Source organism: Bradyrhizobium sp. 160, from assembly GCF_023073735.1.
Lineage (GTDB): Bacteria > Pseudomonadota > Alphaproteobacteria > Rhizobiales > Xanthobacteraceae > Bradyrhizobium.
The window spans coordinates 59,336-78,736 of sequence record NZ_JADPKD010000036.1; the positions used below are offsets into that span (position 1 = coordinate 59,336).

The 19,401-nt window shown below is 60.8% G+C and carries 19 protein-coding genes; 10 read left to right on the forward strand and 9 right to left on the reverse strand.

Features of this window, described 5'->3' with window-relative positions; all coding sequences use genetic code 11:
- Positions 1 to 200 precede the first annotated feature (200 nt).
- Both IVA98_RS16420 and IVA98_RS16425 read left to right on the forward strand, forming a co-directional pair.
- The gene (locus tag IVA98_RS16420) at positions 201 to 2,186 is read left to right on the forward strand and encodes a BTAD domain-containing putative transcriptional regulator (protein WP_247355214.1); all 1,986 of its coding nucleotides are present in this window, start codon (positions 201 to 203) and stop codon (positions 2,184 to 2,186) included.
- A gap of 263 nt (positions 2,187 to 2,449) precedes the next feature.
- A complete protein-coding gene (locus IVA98_RS16425; protein WP_247335941.1) occupies positions 2,450 to 2,947 on the forward strand; it encodes a YkgB family protein in 498 nt (165 codons plus the stop codon).
- Between the two features lie 629 nt (positions 2,948 to 3,576).
- Here the strand turns inward: IVA98_RS16425 and IVA98_RS16430 are convergent.
- The 3 genes from IVA98_RS16430 to IVA98_RS16440 all read right to left on the reverse strand — a co-directional run bounded on the left by IVA98_RS16430 (position 3,577) and on the right by IVA98_RS16440 (position 4,955).
- Complete coding sequence (locus IVA98_RS16430; protein WP_247355215.1) at positions 3,577 to 4,059, reverse strand: MAPEG family protein; 483 nt, start codon at positions 4,057 to 4,059, stop codon at positions 3,577 to 3,579.
- 96 nt (positions 4,060 to 4,155) lie between these two features.
- Complete coding sequence (locus IVA98_RS16435; protein ID WP_247355216.1) at positions 4,156 to 4,641, reverse strand: SRPBCC family protein; 486 nt, start codon at positions 4,639 to 4,641, stop codon at positions 4,156 to 4,158.
- Complete coding sequence (locus IVA98_RS16440; RefSeq protein WP_247335947.1) at positions 4,638 to 4,955, reverse strand: ArsR/SmtB family transcription factor; 318 nt, start codon at positions 4,953 to 4,955, stop codon at positions 4,638 to 4,640. The genes IVA98_RS16435 and IVA98_RS16440 overlap by 4 nt, the downstream gene beginning before the upstream one ends.
- A 225-nt stretch (positions 4,956 to 5,180) precedes the next feature.
- Between IVA98_RS16440 and IVA98_RS37255 the strand changes: the two genes are divergently transcribed.
- Positions 5,181 to 5,819: a phospholipase effector Tle1 domain-containing protein gene (locus IVA98_RS37255; RefSeq protein WP_247355217.1), complete on the forward strand. Its 639-nt coding sequence runs from the start codon at positions 5,181 to 5,183 to the stop codon at positions 5,817 to 5,819.
- Entirely contained in the window at positions 5,782 to 6,423 is a 642-nt protein-coding gene (locus tag IVA98_RS16450; RefSeq protein WP_247355229.1) for a T6SS phospholipase effector Tle1-like catalytic domain-containing protein, read from the forward strand. The genes IVA98_RS37255 and IVA98_RS16450 overlap by 38 nt, the downstream gene beginning before the upstream one ends.
- Before the next feature lie 467 nt (positions 6,424 to 6,890).
- On the opposite strand, the gene IVA98_RS16455 is transcribed toward IVA98_RS16450, so the two are convergent.
- The gene (locus tag IVA98_RS16455) at positions 6,891 to 8,045 is read right to left on the reverse strand and encodes a tyrosine-type recombinase/integrase (RefSeq protein ID WP_247335952.1); all 1,155 of its coding nucleotides are present in this window, start codon (positions 8,043 to 8,045) and stop codon (positions 6,891 to 6,893) included.
- A gap of 134 nt (positions 8,046 to 8,179) precedes the next feature.
- On the opposite strand from IVA98_RS16455, the gene dusA reads away from it, so the two are divergent.
- Entirely contained in the window at positions 8,180 to 9,187 is a 1,008-nt protein-coding gene (dusA, locus tag IVA98_RS16460; RefSeq protein WP_256466506.1) for a tRNA dihydrouridine(20/20a) synthase DusA, read from the forward strand.
- A gap of 6 nt (positions 9,188 to 9,193) precedes the next feature.
- On the opposite strand, the gene IVA98_RS16465 is transcribed toward dusA, so the two are convergent.
- The 5 genes from IVA98_RS16465 to IVA98_RS16485 form a co-directional block, all read right to left on the reverse strand.
- The gene (locus IVA98_RS16465) at positions 9,194 to 9,748 is read right to left on the reverse strand and encodes a TIGR02281 family clan AA aspartic protease (RefSeq protein WP_247295783.1); all 555 of its coding nucleotides are present in this window, start codon (positions 9,746 to 9,748) and stop codon (positions 9,194 to 9,196) included.
- Positions 9,749 to 9,776: 28 nt separating this feature from the next.
- Positions 9,777 to 9,980, reverse strand: coding sequence for a DUF1289 domain-containing protein (locus IVA98_RS16470; RefSeq protein WP_247295781.1), 204 nt, complete (start codon positions 9,978 to 9,980; stop codon positions 9,777 to 9,779).
- Positions 9,981 to 10,024: 44 nt separating this feature from the next.
- Entirely contained in the window at positions 10,025 to 11,620 is a 1,596-nt protein-coding gene (locus tag IVA98_RS16475) for a sensor histidine kinase (RefSeq protein ID WP_247355218.1), read from the reverse strand.
- A gap of 170 nt (positions 11,621 to 11,790) precedes the next feature.
- Positions 11,791 to 13,071, reverse strand: coding sequence for a sodium:proton antiporter NhaD (nhaD, locus tag IVA98_RS16480; protein ID WP_247295777.1), 1,281 nt, complete (start codon positions 13,069 to 13,071; stop codon positions 11,791 to 11,793).
- A 120-nt stretch (positions 13,072 to 13,191) separates the two neighbouring features.
- Complete coding sequence (locus tag IVA98_RS16485; RefSeq protein ID WP_247335957.1) at positions 13,192 to 14,064, reverse strand: NAD(P)-dependent oxidoreductase; 873 nt, start codon at positions 14,062 to 14,064, stop codon at positions 13,192 to 13,194.
- Between the two features lie 197 nt (positions 14,065 to 14,261).
- On the opposite strand from IVA98_RS16485, the gene IVA98_RS16490 reads away from it, so the two are divergent.
- The 5 genes from IVA98_RS16490 (at position 14,262) to IVA98_RS16510 (ending at position 19,186) form a co-directional block, all read left to right on the forward strand.
- Positions 14,262 to 14,699 carry a VOC family protein gene (locus IVA98_RS16490; protein WP_247281429.1) on the forward strand — a complete coding sequence of 146 codons (438 nt, stop codon included), beginning with the start codon at positions 14,262 to 14,264 and terminating at the stop codon, positions 14,697 to 14,699.
- A 52-nt stretch (positions 14,700 to 14,751) separates the two neighbouring features.
- Complete coding sequence (locus tag IVA98_RS16495; RefSeq protein ID WP_247281409.1) at positions 14,752 to 15,888, forward strand: Mrp/NBP35 family ATP-binding protein; 1,137 nt, start codon at positions 14,752 to 14,754, stop codon at positions 15,886 to 15,888.
- A gap of 205 nt (positions 15,889 to 16,093) precedes the next feature.
- A complete protein-coding gene (locus tag IVA98_RS16500; protein WP_247295773.1) occupies positions 16,094 to 17,182 on the forward strand; it encodes a TRAP transporter substrate-binding protein in 1,089 nt (362 codons plus the stop codon).
- Between the two features lie 163 nt (positions 17,183 to 17,345).
- Positions 17,346 to 18,434 (forward strand): TRAP transporter substrate-binding protein, encoded by a 1,089-nt coding sequence (locus IVA98_RS16505; RefSeq protein ID WP_247295771.1) that lies wholly within the window; start codon positions 17,346 to 17,348, stop codon positions 18,432 to 18,434.
- 386 nt (positions 18,435 to 18,820) lie between these two features.
- Entirely contained in the window at positions 18,821 to 19,186 is a 366-nt protein-coding gene (locus tag IVA98_RS16510) for a YunG family protein (protein WP_247295769.1), read from the forward strand.
- Positions 19,187 to 19,401: the final 215 nt, after the last annotated feature.

Sequence of the window (19,401 nt, forward strand, 5' to 3'; positions counted from 1 at the left end):
GCGCATCCTGGACACTTGATCACGGCAGGTTAGCCGCTTGCCCGAGTATCCGGCCAAGAATGCTTTTGGAGCCATGCGCCTGATCTCGTGGAACTTTCTTCTTCTTGGCATCGCTGGCGTGTGTTAAATTGCTCGGCAGCCAGAAGATATCCTACTCCCCGCTGTACGCGGTCCTCGTTGGAGCCAGCGTTGGAGTGATCATGGAAATGGTGAGTCAGTTGACGGATCGGGTGCTGTTGCTGGGACCGCTTCAGGTCATCCACAATGGTGTCCCTTCGAACCAGCCGCCTTCGCGTAAAGTCCGGGCCCTTCTTGGGTATCTCGCAATGTCGCCGCGCCCTGTCGCCCGCGAAAAGCTGTGCGAGTTGTTTTGGGACGTTGCGGACGACCCACGCAGCGAGTTGCGCTGGTGCCTTTCCAAGCTACGCTCCCTCCTGGACCGGCCGACGAAGAAGCGGATTGTTGCCGACCGCAAGCAGGTTTGGATCGATATAGGTTCGCTCGATGTCGATGCCCAATCTGTCACGCTGCGGATGCAGAAGTCTCTGGCAGATGCGTCGCCCGGAGAGCTTCGGGCGCTATTAGCGTTATTCAGGGGTGACTTCCTCGAAGGTCTTTCAGTAGATGGCGCTCCATCGATCGAAAACTGGCTTGCCGGCCAGCGGCACCGCTTCAGTCAGATGCGCCAGCAGCTTCTCGAACGGCTCAGTTCGGTCCTACCGCCGGAGAGCGATGATCGTATCGAATTCCTGCGAGAATGCATCGAAGTGGCGCCGTTCGACGAAGCGGCTCACCTCGAACTCGTTCGCACGCTGCTCCGCCGCGGTCTTTATGCGGAGGCTCAGCGCCAGATCGACCTGTCCGTGGCGCGCTTTCGCACTGAAGCCATCGATCCGGGACCGCTTGAGGCAGCTTTCGCAGCAGCACAACGATTCACCTCAAAGTCTGCCGTCGTAAGCTTGATCGATAACGCCCGTTTTGATACTCCTTCGAGCTCCCCAACGGCGAACACGCGGAAACCTACTCTACTGTTGCTGCCTTTTACGGCGGCACCGGAAAGTGTTGCGGACGCTGACAGCATCACCAGCGACATCATTTTCGGTTTTGCGAAATTGCGAAGCTTCAGCGTTCTTGCCCGAGGAACGGCTTTTTCACTGCGCAGCTTGCCTCCAGGAACGGCAGCCGCCCTGGTGAATGCGGAATACGTGGCGTCCGGCCATTTGCGACGGGATGGAAAAGGCTATGTTGTTTCGGTAGAATTGATCGACCCCAAGAGCGATCGCATCTTCTGGGTTGACGAGTTCAGTTGCAATGCCGATGACTCCTACGCCGTACCTCCCTTGCTGGCCGCGCGCATCATAACGGGTCTTGACGCGGAGATTCATGTCATTGAACGAAACCGCGCGCTGCTCATGCCGCCAGCTTCGCTCGATGCATGGCAGGCATACCATCGAGGCCTGGCCAGCATGTCTCGCTTCACGAGGGACGGTAACCTCGAGGCTCAGCACTTTTTCAACAGAGCGATAGCCCGCGATCCAACTTTCTCGAGAAGCTATGCGGGATTGTCTTTCACGCATTTTCATAACGCCTTTCATCTGAACGTGCGTGAATCAAAACGCGAGATAGCTTTGGCATTGGAGACTGCCGAGCAAGCGCTCCAGGCAGATCCCAGCGACCCGGCGGCACATTGCGCCGGTGGTCGGGCAAAATGGCTCGCGTATTCCCACGAGGGCGCCGTCGACGGCCTCAATCGATCCATCGATTTAAGTCCAAACTACGCTTTCGCTCACTACTCTCTTGCATTTGTGCAATGCCAGACGGGCTCTCCCGAGAGCGCAATCGCTGCTGCGGATATCGCGGCTCGTCTCAGCCCGTTCGATCCGATGATGTTTGGAACCTATAGGGTGCGGACGTTCGCGCTGCTTCGTCTCGGCAAAGTTCAAGAGGCAGCTCAATGTGCCAAGCTTGTTGGGCTAAATGCCGGCGATCATGTTCATGCGCATGCAGTGTCGGCGCTGACACTTGCGGCAGCCGGACGACTAGACGAAGCGAGCGCAGAGCGTCGACGCATCAGCGATCTTCGGCCGGATTACAATTTCAGGCAATTCACAGGGGTCCTTCACATGCTCGACGATCTTACGGATTTTTATCGAAGTGCCGCGAAGTTGCTAGAGATCCCCGAGTAAGGCACGGTCAACTCAGCACGCTGCAACGAAGAGAAACAAACAGGGGTTCTCTAAGACGGGGAATTAGCCGCGCTGGCTAAGACGCCGCGATCTGCGCTAAACGCCGTCGTATGGCTTGTCGATGTAATATTCCCAACATAACCTGCACAAAATCGTGACCCTTCATCAGCGGCGCCACGCGTAACGAGTCGGCGGAGCCCGCGTACAGAGTGTAGCTGTGACGCGGTAGATCGCAGCGTGCCAACTGGCTGTGAGGGGATCTGATGAAGGAAATGTTCAATATAGCCGAGAGCGGCGCGGGATCTTATCGATTCCTGGCCATCTTGCGGTGGGTCATGGTCATCATATTCGTGTCGTTCGGAATGCAGAAGTTTACGCCGCAATCGGCACAAGGAATCGCGCAGTTCATAACCAATAGCCCCTTCATTTCTTGGCTCTCGGTGCTCGGCTTGAGGGGCGAGGCATACTTCTTGGGAGTTGCGGAGTTCGTCATCGCGGCTCTCTTGATCGGAGGTGCGTTCAACGCACTTCTTTCAGCCATGGGTTCACTTCTTGGCATCATTACGTTCGCGATTACATGGTCTTTTTTCTTTACGACGCCAGGCGTCGTGAAGTGGAGCCTTTCGACCGATCCGATGGCCTGGAATCTGGCAGGAGAGTTCCTGTTCAAGGATATTGTCTTGCTATGCGTCTGTGTCGTTCTGTTTCTAGCGTCATTGCCACGAGCAGGGACGTGGTTACGCACCAAATCGTCGCCGTAGGGCCCTCAACGCGACGGGGCGAGGAGTGAAAGCCCGCTGTTGGGTCTTCAACTGTGTCAACAAGGGACCGCTTCTACGTGTCGACTATGGGGCCACGAACCGAACTGATGGAGCGGGCCGCTTTTAATGCGAAGCGGACTATGCCCGACACACAGTGGTGGGAGTGGACGGCGCGCGGGGCCAAGGCGCTTTCCTGATCTCTGACGATATCCGAGGCTCTGTGCCAGTGCGAGGCAATGTCAGTCTTAGTCACGCACGCAGCGGGCCACCCGGTCGATAGACTCCGATTGATCGCGGAATTGCCAGTGCTTCATGAGGTGCAAATGTTTCTGTGAATTCAAGAGCAGAAAAATGCGGCGGTGTATACCGTCGGCATTTGTCCGTCAGAGCTAGAAAGTTGTGCTTGCAAAACCACGAAACGTCCTTCGAAATGATTGAATGGGCGCGACAGTGGCGTTGCGGCGGATAACCTAGAATACCATAGAGTACTCTGGCGTAGTTCGCTCCTTCGATCGACAGCGATTGATCTCGAACGCTCGCGGTCATCTTTTATTCGCGCCCGAGAGCGGGTACGCGCAGGGCGACCTCTCAATGAACATGCATCGCGTTTGAGAGACTCGAATTTGACCTCACCAATTTTCGACGAGGCTCAGGTTTCGCCTGCAGGGAGACGCAACCGGTGGATTGGGCTCGCGATGCCTCAGTAGACGGCTACCCCGCCGGTTACGACAATAAGGATCACCGTGACCAACGCGCCTGAGACATAGAATGGTTCTTACGCTGCCGCCTTTCGCCGCGTTGCCGCCGCGCAAATAGATCACCAGATGAATCAGGCGGATTACGACATAGACCCATACCAGTGCCGCCAATGTGGTCGGCCCGACACCTACAATCATCGCCAGTACGGCCGGCACGACGAAGGGGGCAAGCGCCTCCACAGAATTCATGTGTACACGGTCGATGCGATAGAGGAGGTTTCCATCATCGGCCGGTAGCACTGGACCGGAGAGTGCCCCAGCACGTCCTTTGGACGATCCCGAATAGATCGCCAAAAGGATGGACAGAAGGCACAGCGCGAGCACTCCAATGATGCTCAGAGTGTAGGCTTCCATGCTGATCTCCGTCATTCTGCATGGATCGCGATGTCAATCGGACAGGGCGATCCCGGAAAGTGCTTGCCTCTGTCCGACAGATCCAATGTGCGTCTGTCAGGCTGCGCGTCCGAACAGGTCGGCATAGCGTTGCAGATACAGCGGCCAACCCTGGTCGCCGCCAACCCCGTCGCGCACGCGTTGCCAGCCATCGCCATGGCGGTCCAGCTCCCGATGCTCAAGCTCGACGCGGGTCCGATGTGGCGTCTCGGCGGTGAACCGGACTTCCCATTCACTGGTCTTTTCCGGATCGGTCTCGATCTGCCATCGTGGGCTGATGTCCCAACTCAGCAGTACCCGGTTGGGCGGCTCGTAGGTCAGGACGCGTGCCCAGCGGCACTCGCTGCCGTCGACCCCGCGGTCATACACGTGGCCACCGACGCGGGGCTCGAAAACCGTCTCGGCAATCGGGACGGAGAGTAAGTTGTGCTCGCTGGGCTTGAAACTACCGAATTGCTCGGTGAAGACCTTGAAAGCGTGCTCAATCGGCGCCTCGACCACGACAGACTGCTTCACGGGCGCGGGTGATACATGCGTGTTCATTTTGACTCCCTTGGCGGTTGCTCGACGGCGACCTTGTAGGCCGCCAGCGTTTTGCTCCAGAACCGGTCAAGCCAAGCACGCATCTGACCAAGCCCGTGCGGATCGATGTGATAGACGTTGCTCGCGCCTTTTGGCTCCGCGCGGACTAGGCGTGAGTCGCGCAGCACTTTCAGATGCTGGGAAACGGCTGACTGCGAGACCGGAACGTGCCGGGTGATCTCGGCGACCGAGCGCGGACGCTCCGCGATCAGCTCGAAGATCGTGCGGCGGGTCGGGTCACCCAGAGCGGTCAACTGTGTGCTATCAGCAGTCACCACTTATGATTAGTATAAACTGATTATTATGTCAAACGCGCTGCCATCCCCGCTGGCCTCCGTGCGCACCTTGCGCAGTCCGAAGGTGCAGCCGGAAGTCATCATCTACATCGTCAGCAGGCCCATGGCCCGACCGCGCTCGGATAGACCGAACCATGCTACCAGGAGCTTCACCGTCGCCGAGTAGTTTGCGCCGGCAGAAATTATCATTTGAAGGAGGCCGGTATGCCTAAGAACATCCTGGTCTTCGCCGACGGCACAGGAAACGAGGGCGGCCTCTTGCCGGACGAGAGCCGCACCAACGTCTATAAGCTGTACCGGGCGACGAGGACGGGCCCTGACTCAATCATCGACCCCAAGAAGCAGCTCGCACTATACGTCCCAGGTATCGGGACGCCGGCGCCGAGGCACGACAACGGCTGGGACCGTCTCAAGGAGACGGTTCAGCAGATGTTCGCGTTCGGAATCACGAGGAAGATTATCGATTGCTACGTGGCGATCATCGGCGTGTGGGAGGCGGGAGACCGCATCTATCTGTTCGGCTTCAGCCGCGGTGCCTACACGGCCAGATGTCTCGCGCACGTGCTTGAGCTCTGCGGCGTTCCGCGGAATGAGCGGAATGGCGAATCCATCAGCCTCGATCCCAAATCGTTGCGGCGGGTTGCCAAGGAGGCGGTCTCTTGCGTTTGTCGGCTCGGAATGCCACGGAGCCGGGAGGAAGTGGACAAGAGAGCGGAGCAGGTTTCGGTCTGCCTACAAATCGGAAGTCGGACTCTGGGCCGGTGCTTCCCCCTATTTCATCGGGATCTGGGATGCTGTCGCTGCGATTGGCTGGCAGCGCTTCTTCCCCGACTGGGCCTATGACCGGCATTTCACCTCGGACGTCCAGTACGCGCGTCATTTGCAATCGATCGATGAAGGCCGAAAGGACTTTAAGCGGGTGCCATGGGGAGGGAGCGGGACCGTCAAGTGGCCCGACAGGCAGGACGAGCCGGAACAGTTCGATCAAATTTGGTTCGCAGGTAACCACGCGGACATCGGTGGAAGCTATCCTGAGAACGAGTCTCGGCTGTCAGACATCACGCTCGAGTGGATGGTGGAATTCATCGCCGATAAGATTCCTGAGGCTGGTCGCGTGATCGTCGACAAGAGCCTGCTGCGGCTTTATCCGTCGGCCGATGGAATGATGCACGACGAACGCATGGTTGGGATTGGCGGGACTGCGCTCCATTGGTCGAAAGCGGTCCGCGCTGTGACAGACACCGCGCAACTTCACGAGTCGGTCTATGATCGGCTCGCGATGAAGTCGGTGCGCAACTACACGAGTTTCGGTCCGTACAGGCCCGCCGCTTTGCGAAATCATCGAAGGGCGAAAGTGTTCTTCGAACCGACCTCGACGCAGAAGGGCCCCCGCACCGGCCAAAGCTCTCAAGATCAAACGCAAACGTCTGGGCCAACTGCGACCTGAAGAAACAATAGTTAGGCGCAGGGTAGTCGAGTCGGTGAATCACGAGTTAATTTTCCGGCAAATTTCGGCGCTTGCCGATTCCCCGACTCAGTCTATGACGCCTTCGTCGCACGAAAAAAGCGGGTGCACGGATGCAAGATTCGAACGACGTCGAGAGCAACGGGATACTTCGGGAGCGCGTCCTGCCCTTGCTGGTCGTGGGAGCCAGCGTGTTGGGCGGAAGCGCTGTTTTACTAATCCAGGCGCTACCGCCAATACTTCATGGGTTTCCGTAGGGGCAGAAACGGCTTTCGAGCGGTACCGGGACAATTTTAACCGCGAAGAAGCGTCCAACAAAACGTCCGACAAGAGAATTAGCCCGCCGTCGCATGGAATTACAAAGAAAAGTCGTCAGAAATATCTCCGTCGGAGCCGCTTCACCTACTCCAACTCGGTCTACCGCTCACTGGAAGGTGCGCCATCGCCCGTCACCCCGCAGTCGGATCCAACCACCTGGTTGCGAAATCCTCGGTAGAGACGTGCTTCGGTGAAGCGCGGACAGCATTGGTTGAGCTTGTCAGCACTGAGAACCACTTCCACCCCGCATATTTGTCACCGGTTTGACGCAAGTGTGTGTAGCGCTTGAGACTTGACCAAGAACGATGACCCGACACCGCAGCTACCTGCGGAATATTCCGGCCGATTTCGAATAGTCTAGAAATACCATCGTGACGAAGATCATGCAGATGCAAGTCAATGATTTCCAGGAATCGGCACGCGCGCGTGAAATTAATTCCAATGGTGTCGCCGCAATACGGAAAGATTTCTTCGCGCCTTTTCGGCATTGAGAGAATGATCCGAAGCGCTTCGGGCGGAAGATCGCACCATACGTCATTCCCGAACTTCTCACCGGGGTTCTTCATATCCCGGACCAAAACACGACTTCCTTCCGCATCAAGATCCTTCCAAGAGATCCGCGTAATCTCCTCTAGGCGGCGCGTTGAAAACATTGCAAAGCCAATGATCTTCTGCATCGGAATGGAGGAGGGTCGGCGCTTCAGCCGCTCTCCGAAGTATTCGAGGATTTTGTCGAGCTCTTCGAGCGTCGGACGCCGATCACGCTCACGACTCTTGCTCGCAATACCGAGACGCTTCGCGACTACAAAAGCATCCTTCATTGCGGTTTGATCGAGTGGATATGCCCATGCCGGCTTTGCCACGGCAAAGACAGCGCCCAAATGTGAAAGATAGTTGCCGACTGTTGATGGAGCGACATTGACTATCAGTTCATTGGCAAACGCCACGACGTCGGTGCTTGTGATTTCGGAGCATCTCTTGTTCGCGATGTCGTAGTTCTTGATCGCTCGCAGAACCTGCGCCTTCGTGCGTCCAATCTTCCTTATTGATTCATCTGTGTAGCGGTCGATAACAGCAGTTAGCGTAGGGTCCGGCGCTTCGAGACGTTCGAGCGCGCCGGGCTTGGCAAGTTCCTTCTCCCGTTTTTCGAGCCAGGCAGAGGCAGCTTGCCGCCGGTCAAAGGTGCGATTTTCTCGATGAACGATTTTACCGGCTCGCTTGATGAGGAGCTGGGCTTGGTAGCCCGTAGAGCCATCGCTTCGCTTGCGTGGTACGACTGTCCCCATCGTGGAGGCTCCATTTTCGGTACTGCATGGACGTCTTCGGTACTGCGCGGCAGTACTGAGGGTACCAAAATGGAGGAAAATGGCTAAAAAACGAGCTACAACAAGAAATTCAAGAATGTTCCTAAGTGACTGAAATGGCCGAAAAAACTACGAAGTTCTACGATTTTCGCTTCTCCGTCGCGCCAATGATGGATTGGACTGACCGGCATTGCCGGGTGTTCCACCGTCATCTGACGCGGCGGGCGCTGCTTTATACGGAGATGCTGACCACCGGCGCCATTATCCATGGCAACCGGGAGCGGTTGCTTGGGTACGACGCGTGCGAGCATCCGGTGGCGCTTCAGCTTGGCGGGTCGGATCCGCACGACCTCGCGCTGGCCGCGCGGATCGGCGAAGGATTTGGTTATGACGAGATCAATCTCAATGTCGGCTGCCCGTCCGATCGCGTCAAGGACGGCCGTTTCGGCGCCTGCCTGATGGCGGAGCCGGAACTGGTGGCGCGGTGCGTTGAGGCCATGAAGCGCGCGGTCGCCGTTCCCGTCACGGTGAAGTGCCGTATCGGGATCGACGACCAGGACCCTGAAGTGGCGCTCGATACGATCGCGCGTGCGGTGGCGGCGTCCGGCTGCGATGCGCTGATCGTGCATGCCCGCAAAGCCTGGCTCACTGGCCTGTCGCCAAAGGAGAACCGCGACATCCCGCCGCTCAATTATGATCGCGTCTATCGGCTCAAGCGCGCGATGCCTGCTGTGCCTGTCATCATCAATGGCGGCATCCCAGGCATCGAGGAGGCCAAGGCGCATCTTGCCCACGTCGACGGTGCGATGCTCGGCCGCGCCGCCTATCAGGAGCCGTGGCGGCTGCTCAGCGTCGATACCGACATCTTCGGCGACGCGGCGCCGCACGCGTCGATGCAGGACGCGCTCGAGGCGATGATGCCCTATATCGAAGAGCAGCTCGCGCGCGGCACCCGGCTGCACGCGATTACGCGACATTTCGTCGGCGCGTTCCACGCCGTGCCCGGCGCGCGCGCCTTCCGCCGCCATCTTGCCGAGCAGGGGGTGAAGCCGGGCGCCGGTCTCGACGTGCTGCGCGAGGCGATCGCGCATGTCGGTGCACGCGTGCCAGCGGAGGCGGCGTAGAGTTGTCTAGTCGGCCGCGATCCGCGAGCGGCGGGGGCTGCTCTGGAGCTCCGGATAACCTGTCAGCATCAGCGTGTCGGCGCGCACGCCCCAGCTTTCCAGGCGGTCGAGGAAGCTCATGCCGAGCAGATTGGTCTTCATCTGGCCGCGTTGCACGACCAGGGCCGGCACCGACTTCTCGACCAGCTTGCCGACGGCGAGACGGTCTAGCGTGAGCCGTGCCGCCTTGGTGTGGCCGCCCGCGGTCTCCAGGTCGACATCGTATTCGAGCATCTCGAGCGGCAGCCCGATCGCTTTCGCGGTTTCCCAGGTCAGCACCACGGAAGTTGCACCTGTATCGATGACCATCGGCGCAGTGACGCCGTTGATCTTCGCACGCAGCGCAAATTCGCCACCCTGGCCGCGCGGGATATGCACGGCGGGGGCCGGGGCGGCGGTCTGCGCCCGGAAGATGTGGGAAACCTTGTGACTGGCACGCACGATCTGATCGGGATCGCCATAGGCGACGACGGCGCCTGCGGTGCCGGCGAGCATGAGGAGAACGAGCAGGACGCGGATCATTGCGCGCCTCCAGAGGCGTTCGTGCCGATCAGGTACGCTTCGGCAATACTGCGATCGGCGCGAGTCCTGCCTGATTCATGCGCGCCGGCAACAGCGCCATGACCGCCAGCCGTTCCGCGCTGTGCATGGCGTGCCAGCGCGCGATCTCCGGCAAGGTCCGGCCGCAGCCGAAGCAAAGCTTGGTCTTGGGATCGATTATGCAGACGGCGACGCACGGCGTTTCTTTGCTCATGCGGATATTGTGAGGGATCGTCGGGCATTTCTGCAAGCATCTCGTTAAGAGCCCGTGCCTGCGCTCATGATCGGCTTGTGGCGCGGCCGGCGCTTCTCGTCCGGAATGAGCGAACTCTCGGGCTGAAGCGGCGGAGAATCATCCGACAGCGGCGCCAGCGCGCTCATCACGCGCTCCGGAGGGAAGGTGACGATCACCTCGGTGCCGATGCGCAGCTTCGATTTCAGAGTGAACGTGCCGCCATGCAGGTCAATCAGATTCTTGGCGATGGGCAGGCCGAGGCCTGCGCCCTGTTCGGCCGACTTGATCGAGTTGGAGCCCTGGCCGAACGAGGCGAGCACGACCGGGATCTCGTCCTCGGGGATTCCGGAGCCGGAATCCCTCACCGAGAGATATTGTCCGCCCGAAGCGGTCCACCCCGCCTTGAGCCAGATCTCGCCACCCTGCGGCGTAAACTTGATCGAGTTGGAGAGCAGGTTGAGCACGACTTGGCGGATCGCGCGCTCGTCGGCCCAGAGCCGCGGCATGGCCTGCTCGAACACTTCGTGGATCGTGATGCCACGGCTCGAGGCGCGCAGCTTCATCAAATGATGGCAGTCGGCGACGATGCCGACCAACGACACGGCTTCCTCGTTGAGCTCGTAGCGGCCGGCTTCGATCCGCGACAAATCGAGGATCTCGTTGATGAGGTTGAGCAGGTGCACGCCGGAATTATGGATGTCCGCCGAGTACTCCTTGTAGACGGGCACCGCGTGTGCGCCAAAAATCTCACTCTTCATCACCTCGGAGAAGCCGAGGATGGCGTTCAGGGGCGTGCGCAGTTCGTGACTCATCTGCGCAAGGAAGCGCGACTTGGCGACGTTGGCGGATTCGGCGCGGTGGCGCGCTTCGTCTGAGATGGCCTTGGCCTGTTCGAGTTCGCCGATCAGCGCGTCCTTCTCGGCGCGCGCCTCGAGCGTGGCGAAGGTCGAGGAGTGCAGGCGGTGAGCCAGCAGGACGAAATAGCCTTCGGCCGCCAGCGCGAGTGCCGCCAGGACGTAGTTGTCCAGGGAGCCGGTCATCACGAAGCTCAGCGCCATTGCGACAGCGACCGGCGCGGTGGCGGCAAGGGCAGCGATCGGCAGATTGGCGGCCAGCATGCTCGATACTGCGATCACCAGCAGCATCAGGAACATCATCAGCGATTCCGTGACCATGTCGAGCACCGGGTGGATCAAGATCGCCATCCAGCACAGGCCATAGAGCAGGTCGAGCACGACGAAACGCGTTCGCCATGCGCGCGTCGCGGCCGGAGAGGTGGGCTCTGTCAGGAACCGCCGGCAACTGCGGATCATCGCACTGTGGATGCAGAGCATGCCCGCGGTCCAGGCCGCCGCCGGGATCGGCTGCAACCAGAGCCCGAACAGCACGCCGGTGGCGACCACCAGCAGCATCACCACATAGGAAGCCGACAGCCGCGTCAGGGCATATTGACGCAACATCTCGGCGTCGAACGCCGGCCGGGTTCCGCTGGTCGACGTTAACTTGTCGCGGGCCTCGCGTACCCGCTGCGCCGCAGCCCTGCGGCTGCTCGCCGATGGAGCGCTCACCGGCTCGGCCGGAAGCTGCACAACCTCAGGCTTTTCAGCGGGGTTACTCATCAAGCAACACGATTCCTGCCCACGCCGGACGCGGGCCTTCTGCATTGTCTATCTCTGGCAAGAAATCCTTAAGAGGTGCCTTAAGGAGCTAAAGAATTACGTTAACGCCTGATTAAGAAACGCCTTCCGTGATGGGAACCGGCACTGGCGAGGGCGTCACGACGGGCAGATCAATGCAGCAGCGAGTGCTGCGCGATGTAGACCAGTGCACCCGCGAGGTAGCCCACGAGCGCGGGACCCGCGATGCGGCGGGCGTACCAGAAGAACTCGATCTTCTCGAGCCCCATCGCGGCGACGCCTGCGGCCGAGCCGATGATCAGGATCGAGCCGCCGGTGCCGGCACAATAGGCGATGAATTCCCAGATGAAGCTGTCGGGCGGATATTGCGCCAGATTGTACATGCCCATCGTCGCCGCGACGAGCGGCACGTTGTCGATGATGGCGCTCAACAGGCCGAGCAGGATGACGATGATGTCGAGACGGCCGACAGTTGTGTCGAGCCATTTAGCCAGCAGCTCCAGGATGTGGGCGTGCTCCAGGCACGCGACGGCTATGAGAATGCCGACGAAGAACACAATGGAGCTCATGTCGATGCGCGTCAGCGCATGGACGAGGGTGAGGGGGCGACGCGCATCCTCGTCCTTGTGGCGGTGAACGATCTCGCCCACCAGCCAGAGGATGCCCAGCCCGAACAGGATCCCCATGAAGGGGGCGAGGTGCGTCACGGCCTTGAACACAGGAACGGCGACCAGCGTACCGAGGCCGAGATAGAACATCAGATTGCGCTCGAACACCTCGACCTTGAGAGCCTGCGCTTGCCGCTGCGGCGGCGGGACGATGTCCTTCCCCTTGACGGAGTAGCCAATGATGAGCAGCGGGATCAGCAGATCGAGCAGGGACGGCAGGAACACCGCTCTCATGATGCTGACAGGCGTGATCTGCCCTCCAATCCAGAGCATCGTGGTCGTGACGTCGCCGATCACGGTCCAGGCACCGCCCGCATTGGCCGCGATGACGATGAGAGAGGCGAAGAGCAGGCGGTCGTTCTTGTTGCCGATCAGCTTTTGGATCAGTGAGATCATCACGATGGTTGTCGTGAGATTGTCGAGGATCGCGCTCAGGAAGAACGTCACGAAGCCGATGATCCACATCAACGTGATCTGCTTCGTGGTGCGGATCACGGACGTGATGACCTCGAAGCCATTGTGGGCGTCGATCACCTCGACGATCGTCATGGCGCCGATCAGGAAGAAGACGATCTGGGCGGTCGAGGAGACGGATTCGTCGAGCTGGTGGTTGACAAGGGATGCGTCGCCCACGGACAGCGCGTAGATGGTCCAGAGCAGGCCCGCTCCCAGAAGAGCCGAAGCGCTCTTGTTGATGCCGAGCGGGTGTTCGAGCGCGATCGCAGCATATGCAACGATGAAAACGGCGGCTATCACGCTCAGCAAGTCAGTCCCCCCGGAGATTAGTTCTTTCACCCAATGCGCTTGTCAGGCTTTGATGCGGCATGGCGCCGCGTCAAGGCGGGTGACGGCCGCAGCTGCCCGGCCGCGACCGCCTCGCGCTCCTCAGCGTTGCAGGCGCGCGAGCAGGCTCGATGTGTCCCAGCGCTTGCCGCCCATCTTCTCGACTTCGGCGTAAAACTGGTCCACGAGTGCGGTCACCGGCAAAGTGGCGCCGTTGCGGCGGGCTTCCGCCAGCGAGATCGAGAGGTCCTTGCGCATCCATTCCACCGCGAAGCCGAAATCGTACTTGCCCTCGTTCATGGTCTTGTAGCGATTTTCCATCTGCCAGGACTGCGCAGCCCCTTTCGAGATGGTCTCGATCACTGCGGCGACGTCGAGACCACTCTTCTTGGCGAAATGGATACCCTCGGAAAGACCCTGCACCAGGCCGGCGATACAGATCTGGTTGACCATCTTGGTCAGTTGGCCGGAACCGGCGGGCCCGAGCAGTTTGCACATCCGCGCATAGGCCCCCGTGATGATCGGCTCGGCGCCGGCATAGGCGTCCTCCGCGCCGCCGCACATCACCGTCAGCACGCCATTCTCGGCGCCCGCCTGGCCGCCGGAGACCGGTGCATCGATGAACCTGAAACCGGCCTTGGTCGCGGCCGCATCGAGTTCGCGCGCGACTTCCGCCGAGGCGGTGGTGTGGTCGACGAAGGTCGCACCCTTCTTGATGCCGGCAAACGCGCCGTCGGGGCCGATTGTGACCGCGCGCAGATCGTTGTCGTTGCCGACGCAGCACATCACGAAATCCTGGCCTTCAGCGGCGGCCTTGGGCGTCGCTGCGGTCTTGCCGCCGAACTTGTCCGCCCACTCCTTCGCCTTCGCCGCGGTGCGGTTATAGACGGTGACCTCATGGCCCCCTTTTTTCACGAGGTGTCCGGCCATGGGGAAGCCCATGACTCCAAGACCGAGGAAAGCGACTTTTGCCATGTATGGGACCTTGTCCGTAGTTTGGGTTTTACGGTTCTTGCCGGGCGAGCAGGGCGCCTGGTTCCGCCGTGAGGGCGGATTGGGGCGCACCATAAACCCTTGAGGCCAGAGGGCAACGGCTTCGTTTGGCGGTCCCCTGTGCTAGGATGGCCGACCTCAAGGACTTCAAAAAAGGGAGCGAAGGCATGGACATGGGTTTGGGCGGCGTGAGCGTGGGCGTGCTCGATCATTTCAACATCCGAACCCGGAAACTGGCGGAGACGGTCCGCTTCTACGAAGACGTGCTGGGCCTGGAAAATGGTGCCCGGCCGAATTTCGCCTTTCCGGGCGCCTGGATGTACAGCGAGGGCAAGCCGGTGGTGCACCTCGTCGATATTTCTCCGACCGCCGAGCCACAAAAGCCGGATTCCGGCGTTGTCCACCATGTCGCCTTCGTCAGCCGCGGCTTCGACGCCATGAAGCAGCGGCTCGCATCCAAGGGGATGAAGTTCGAGTCCCGCCAGGTGCCCGGCGGCGACCTCTGGCAGATCTTCGTCCACGATCCCAACGGGGTCATGATCGAGCTGAACTACGAGGCGGCCCGGGAGCAGGGAGCCGCGCCCGCGGAGATGGCCGACGATATCGGCAGGCAGTAGCCTTTTGGGCGTTTCCGCTCTAATGGGGCATCTTGAAATCAGGAGATGCGCTTTGAGCGTGACGCAGCAACAGGTTCTCGACAGCCTTGGCCGGATCAAGTCGCCGCGCGGGGTCGCGCTCACCAACGCCAATGTGCTGAGCGCAATCAGCGCCTCCGACGGCAAGGTGTTCTTCTCGATCAATGTCGATGCCGCCGAGGCGCGAGCCTGGGAGTCCATCCGGGCCGAAGCGGAAGCCGCTGTGCGCGCCATTCCCGGCGTCACCACCGTGATGGTGGCGCTGACCGCGGAGCGCAAGCCGGGCTCCGCGCCGCCGCCACCACCGCAGCCGAGCCGCGGCACGCCCGGCGTGCAGCCGGCCCACGCCCATAAGCCGCCGCAGGCCGGCCAATCGCCGATGGCGCGGCAGTCTGAGATCCCGGGCGTTGCCGCCGTGATCGCGGTGGCCTCCGGCAAGGGCGGGGTGGGAAAATCGACCACCGCGCTCAATCTGGCGCTCGGCCTGCGCGACCTCGGCCTCAAGGTCGGGCTGCTCGACGCCGACATCTACGGCCCCTCGGTGCCGCGGCTGACCGGCCTGCGCGACAAGCCGGAGCTGAACGACGAGCGCAAGATGATTCCGCTCCGGCGCTTCGGCCTCGCCATCATGTCGATCGGCTTTTTGGTGGAGGAGGAGACCGCGATGATCTGGCGCGGCCCCATGGTGATGTCGGCGGTGACGCAGATGCTGCGCGACGTCGAATGGGGCAAGCTCGACGTGCTGGTGGTCGACATGCCGCCTGGCACCGGCGACGCCCAGCTCACGCTGGCTCAGAACGTGCCGCTGAAGGGCGCCGTGATCGTCTCGACCCCGCAGGACCTGTCTCTGATCGATGCACGGCGGGGGCTTGCCATGTTCAAGAAGGTCAACGTGCCCGTGCTCGGCATCGTCGAGAACATGAGCTACTTCCAGTGCCCGCATTGCGGCACCAAGTCGGATATATTCGGCCATGGCGGGGCGCGGCACGAGGCGGAGAAGCTCGGAGTACCGTTCCTGGGCGAGATCCCCCTGCACATGGCGATTCGCGCCACCTCGGATGCCGGCAATCCCGTCGTCGACAGCGAGCCGGACGGACCTCATGCGGCGATCTACCGCGCCATTGCAGGCCAGGTCCGGGACCAGCTCAAGGGTGTGATCGCCGCGGCCTGAACCGGTCGCCACGGCAAGCTCCGGGGACATGCGACTTTCGTAGAGTCCCGTCATGCCATTGTCGCGTTCCGCAAGCGGGGCTTCCGTGTTAAACGCCCACGGCAGTCAAGCCCCTTCGGTTCGACGCGGCCTTCACGCGTCGCCGGAATGAGCGGCGGCAAAAGAGAAGTTGAGGGGAAACGCCCCAGCAAGGAGAGAGATGAAGATGAAGCGTCGTGAATTTCTTAAAGTGTCGGCAGCGGGCGCGGCGGCAACCGCGGTGGCCTCGCCGGCGATCGCGCAATCCTCGCCTGAGGTGAAGTGGCGCCTGACTTCGAGCTTCCCGAAGTCGCTCGACACCATCTATGGCGGCGCCGAGCAGGTGGCAAAGTATGTCGCCGAGATGACCGACAACAAATTCCAGATCCAGGTGTTTGCGGCCGGCGAGCTCGTCCCCGGCCTGCAGGCGCTCGATGCGACCTCCAGCGGCACGGTGGAGATGTGCCATACCGTGTCCTACTACTATGTCGGCAAGGATCCGACCTTCGCGATCTTCGCCTCGGTGCCGTTCGGCCTCAATGCGCGCCAACAGAATTCGTGGCTCTATCAGGGCGGCGGCAACGAACTCGCCAACGAGTTCTTCAAGAAGTCGAACGTGGTCGGCTTCCCCTGCGGCAACACCGGCACCCAAATGGGCGGCTGGTTCCGCAAGGAGATCAAGACGGTTGCCGACCTCTCCGGCCTGAAGATGCGCATCGGCGGCATTGCCGGGCAGGTGCTCCAGAAGGTCGGCGTGGTGCCGCAGCAGCTCGCTGGCGGCGACATCTACCCGGCATTGGAGAAGGGCACCATCGACGCGGCCGAGTGGGTCGGTCCCTACGATGACGAGAAGCTCGGCTTCGCCAAGGTCGCCAAGTACTACTATTATCCGGGTTTCTGGGAAGGTGGTCCGACCGTCCACGCCTTCGCCAACCTGGAAAAGTGGAATGCGCTGCCGAAGAACTATCAGGCGATCCTCACCAACGCGACGGCCAATGCCAACACCTGGATGGCCGCGCGTTACGACATGCAGAACCCATCGGCGCTGAAGCGTCTCGTCGCCGGCGGCACCCAGCTTCGTCCCTTCACCAACGAGGTGCTGGAAGCCTGCCTCAAGGCGACCAACGAGCTTTGGGCGGAAGTCTCGGCCAAGAACCCCGACTTCAAGAAGTCGATCGACGCCATGCAGGCCTATCGCTCCGACGAATATCTGTGGTGGCAGGTCGCCGAATATACCTACGACAGCTTCATGATCCGCTCCCGCACGCGCGGCTGATCTACGGCTTAAGTCGTAAGACGGATCGCCCGGCCTCGCTCGCGAGGCCGGGCTTTTTCTTTGCCGCAGTGCGATCGGGATGGCATTCGGCCCGGCGATGTTCCATGCTGTCCCCAAGCCTCGACAAGAAGGCCCACAATCAGATCCATCAGGGTAGGAAATCATGAAGAGAAGAGACTTCATCAAGGTCACGGGACTTAGTGCGGCCGGTGCCGCCACGCTCGCCGCGCCTGCGATCGCGCAGTCGATGCCGGAAATCAAATGGCGCATGCCGACGAGCTGGCCGAAATCGCTCGACACGCTGTTTGGCGGCGCCGAGATGATGTGCAAGATGGTCGCTGAAGCGACCGACAACAAATTCCAGATCCAGATCTTCGCCGCCGGCGAGATCGTGCCGGGTCTCCAGGTGCTCGATGCCGTGCAGAACGGCACCTGCGAGATCGGCCACACCGCGTCCTACTACTATTTCGGCAAGGATCCGACCTTCACCTTCGGCTCAGCCGTGCCGTTCGGTCCCAACATGCGCATCAACCAGGCCTGGTACATGCAGGGCGGCGGGCGCGACGTCCTCAACGAGTTCTACAAGAACTACAACGTCATCTCGCTGCTCGCGGGCAACACCGGCTGCCAGATGGGCGGCTGGTTCAGGAAAGAGGTCAACACGCCCGACGATCTCAAGGGCATGAAATTCCGCATTGGCGGCTTTGCCGGACGCGTGCTCCAGAAGCTCGGCGTGGTGCCGCAGCAGCTCGCCGGCGGCGACATCTATCCCGCGCTGGAGAAGGGCACCATCGACGGCGCCGAATGGGTCGGCCCCTATGACGACGAGAAGCTCGGCTTCTACAAGATCGCGCCGCATTACTACTATCCCGGCTGGTGGGAAGGCGGACCGATGCTGCTGGCCTTCGTCAATCTCGACAAGTGGAACGCGCTGCCGAAATATTACCAGAGCGTGCTGGAGCAGGCCGGCCACTACGCCAACAACTACATGATGGCGCGCTACGACACCGCCAATCCGCTGGCGCTGAAGAAGCTGCTCGCCGGCGGAGCCAAGCTGCACGCCTTCTCGCCGCCGATCATGGACGCCTGCCATAAGGCCGCCAAGGAGCTGCACGCCGAGGTCGGCGTCACCAACGCCAACTTCAAGAAGGTCCACGATTCCCTCGCCAAGTTCACGAGCGACGGCTACGCCTGGTTCCAGGTCGCCGAGGTCGGCTACGACATCTTCATGGCCCGGCGCTCCCAGAGCTGATCACGCCACGTGTTGCCTGCAACGCCCCGGAGCGGAAGGCTCCGGGGCGTTGTTGTTGCGGCGTTCCGAAGCACGTCCAAAACAAAAACAGCGAAAACAACCCCATGCACAGTAGACGAGGGGTGATAGCGGGATTGCCTGTCGGTGCTGCCAATAGGCTGATATGTCGAGCTAATTAGCGGGATGAGACGATCGGCGGGCAGCTGGCGTCCGCGCCGCGATTTTGGGCGCGAAACTAGCGCTAGGGATGCCGAGCGACGGATTCGTTTTGCTGTTCCGATTCTGTGAATTACGGAGCCCGCTTGACTCGTCGGGCAAAACAGTGGCAAAAAGCGAAAATCGTATAATCCGAAATTTGGGTTCGCGCCGATCTGGGGGGAATGGCCATGAGCTTTGATCCCGATGAAGTTCAAGACGCACTGCGAAAGGCATGGTCGTCATCGACAGCCAGCCAATGGACCGCGGACAATCCGGCGGCCGGGCAATGCAATGTCACTGCGCTGCTCATTCATGAACTGTTCGGCGGCCAGTTGCTGAGGACACCGCTGCCTGCCGCGGACCATTTTTACAACCGGATCGAAGGCGTGAGGTACGACTTCACGGCGAGCCAGTTCGATCGGCCGATCGTTTACCTGGATTTGTTGGCAAGTCGTGCGGAAGCGGAGCTTGGTGCAACAAACGACGAACTAGCGGAACTCAGAACAGCATTTCAGGAACATCATGCCAAGCGAGGCAAGGGTTCAATGCCTTAGCGAACAACGCCTGCCGCGTCCTCTGCGCTGGGCATGAGCCAATCGAGCCCGAGAACGCCGGCTTCGAGGATAAGGCGACAATACCGCGGAGGGTTCTCGGGGGCCCAAGGCAAGCACGAGGCTCCCTCCCGCGAGGCGGAGTTTCACGCCGCTGCAGCCACCGATCTAAGCATCGAGGCTGCAAGCGATCTCAGGCGCGGAGTTCACCGACGCCG

Bases quoted from the DNA above. Each gene is read 5' to 3' on its own strand.
- IVA98_RS16435 (WP_247355216.1), bottom strand. From the start codon at position 4,641: ATGAACACGCATGTATCACCCGCGCCCGTGAAGCAGTCTGTCGTGGTC.
- IVA98_RS16475 (WP_247355218.1), bottom strand. From the start codon at position 11,620: ATGAGTAACCCCGCTGAAAAGCCTGAGGTTGTGCAGCTTCCGGCCGAG.
- IVA98_RS16500 (WP_247295773.1), top strand. From the start codon at position 16,094: ATGAAGCGTCGTGAATTTCTTAAAGTGTCGGCAGCGGGCGCGGCGGCA.
- IVA98_RS16470 (WP_247295781.1), bottom strand. From the start codon at position 9,980: ATGAGCAAAGAAACGCCGTGCGTCGCCGTCTGCATAATCGATCCCAAG.
- IVA98_RS16455 (WP_247335952.1), bottom strand. From the start codon at position 8,045: ATGGGGACAGTCGTACCACGCAAGCGAAGCGATGGCTCTACGGGCTAC.
- IVA98_RS16510 (WP_247295769.1), top strand. From the start codon at position 18,821: ATGAGCTTTGATCCCGATGAAGTTCAAGACGCACTGCGAAAGGCATGG.
- IVA98_RS16465 (WP_247295783.1), bottom strand. From the start codon at position 9,748: ATGATCCGCGTCCTGCTCGTTCTCCTCATGCTCGCCGGCACCGCAGGC.
- IVA98_RS16420 (WP_247355214.1), top strand. From the start codon at position 201: ATGGAAATGGTGAGTCAGTTGACGGATCGGGTGCTGTTGCTGGGACCG.
- IVA98_RS16425 (WP_247335941.1), top strand. From the start codon at position 2,450: ATGAAGGAAATGTTCAATATAGCCGAGAGCGGCGCGGGATCTTATCGA.
- IVA98_RS16485 (WP_247335957.1), bottom strand. From the start codon at position 14,064: ATGGCAAAAGTCGCTTTCCTCGGTCTTGGAGTCATGGGCTTCCCCATG.
- IVA98_RS16505 (WP_247295771.1), top strand. From the start codon at position 17,346: ATGAAGAGAAGAGACTTCATCAAGGTCACGGGACTTAGTGCGGCCGGT.
- dusA (WP_256466506.1), top strand. From the start codon at position 8,180: ATGGCCGAAAAAACTACGAAGTTCTACGATTTTCGCTTCTCCGTCGCG.
- IVA98_RS16430 (WP_247355215.1), bottom strand. From the start codon at position 4,059: ATGGAAGCCTACACTCTGAGCATCATTGGAGTGCTCGCGCTGTGCCTT.
- IVA98_RS37255 (WP_247355217.1), top strand. From the start codon at position 5,181: ATGCCTAAGAACATCCTGGTCTTCGCCGACGGCACAGGAAACGAGGGC.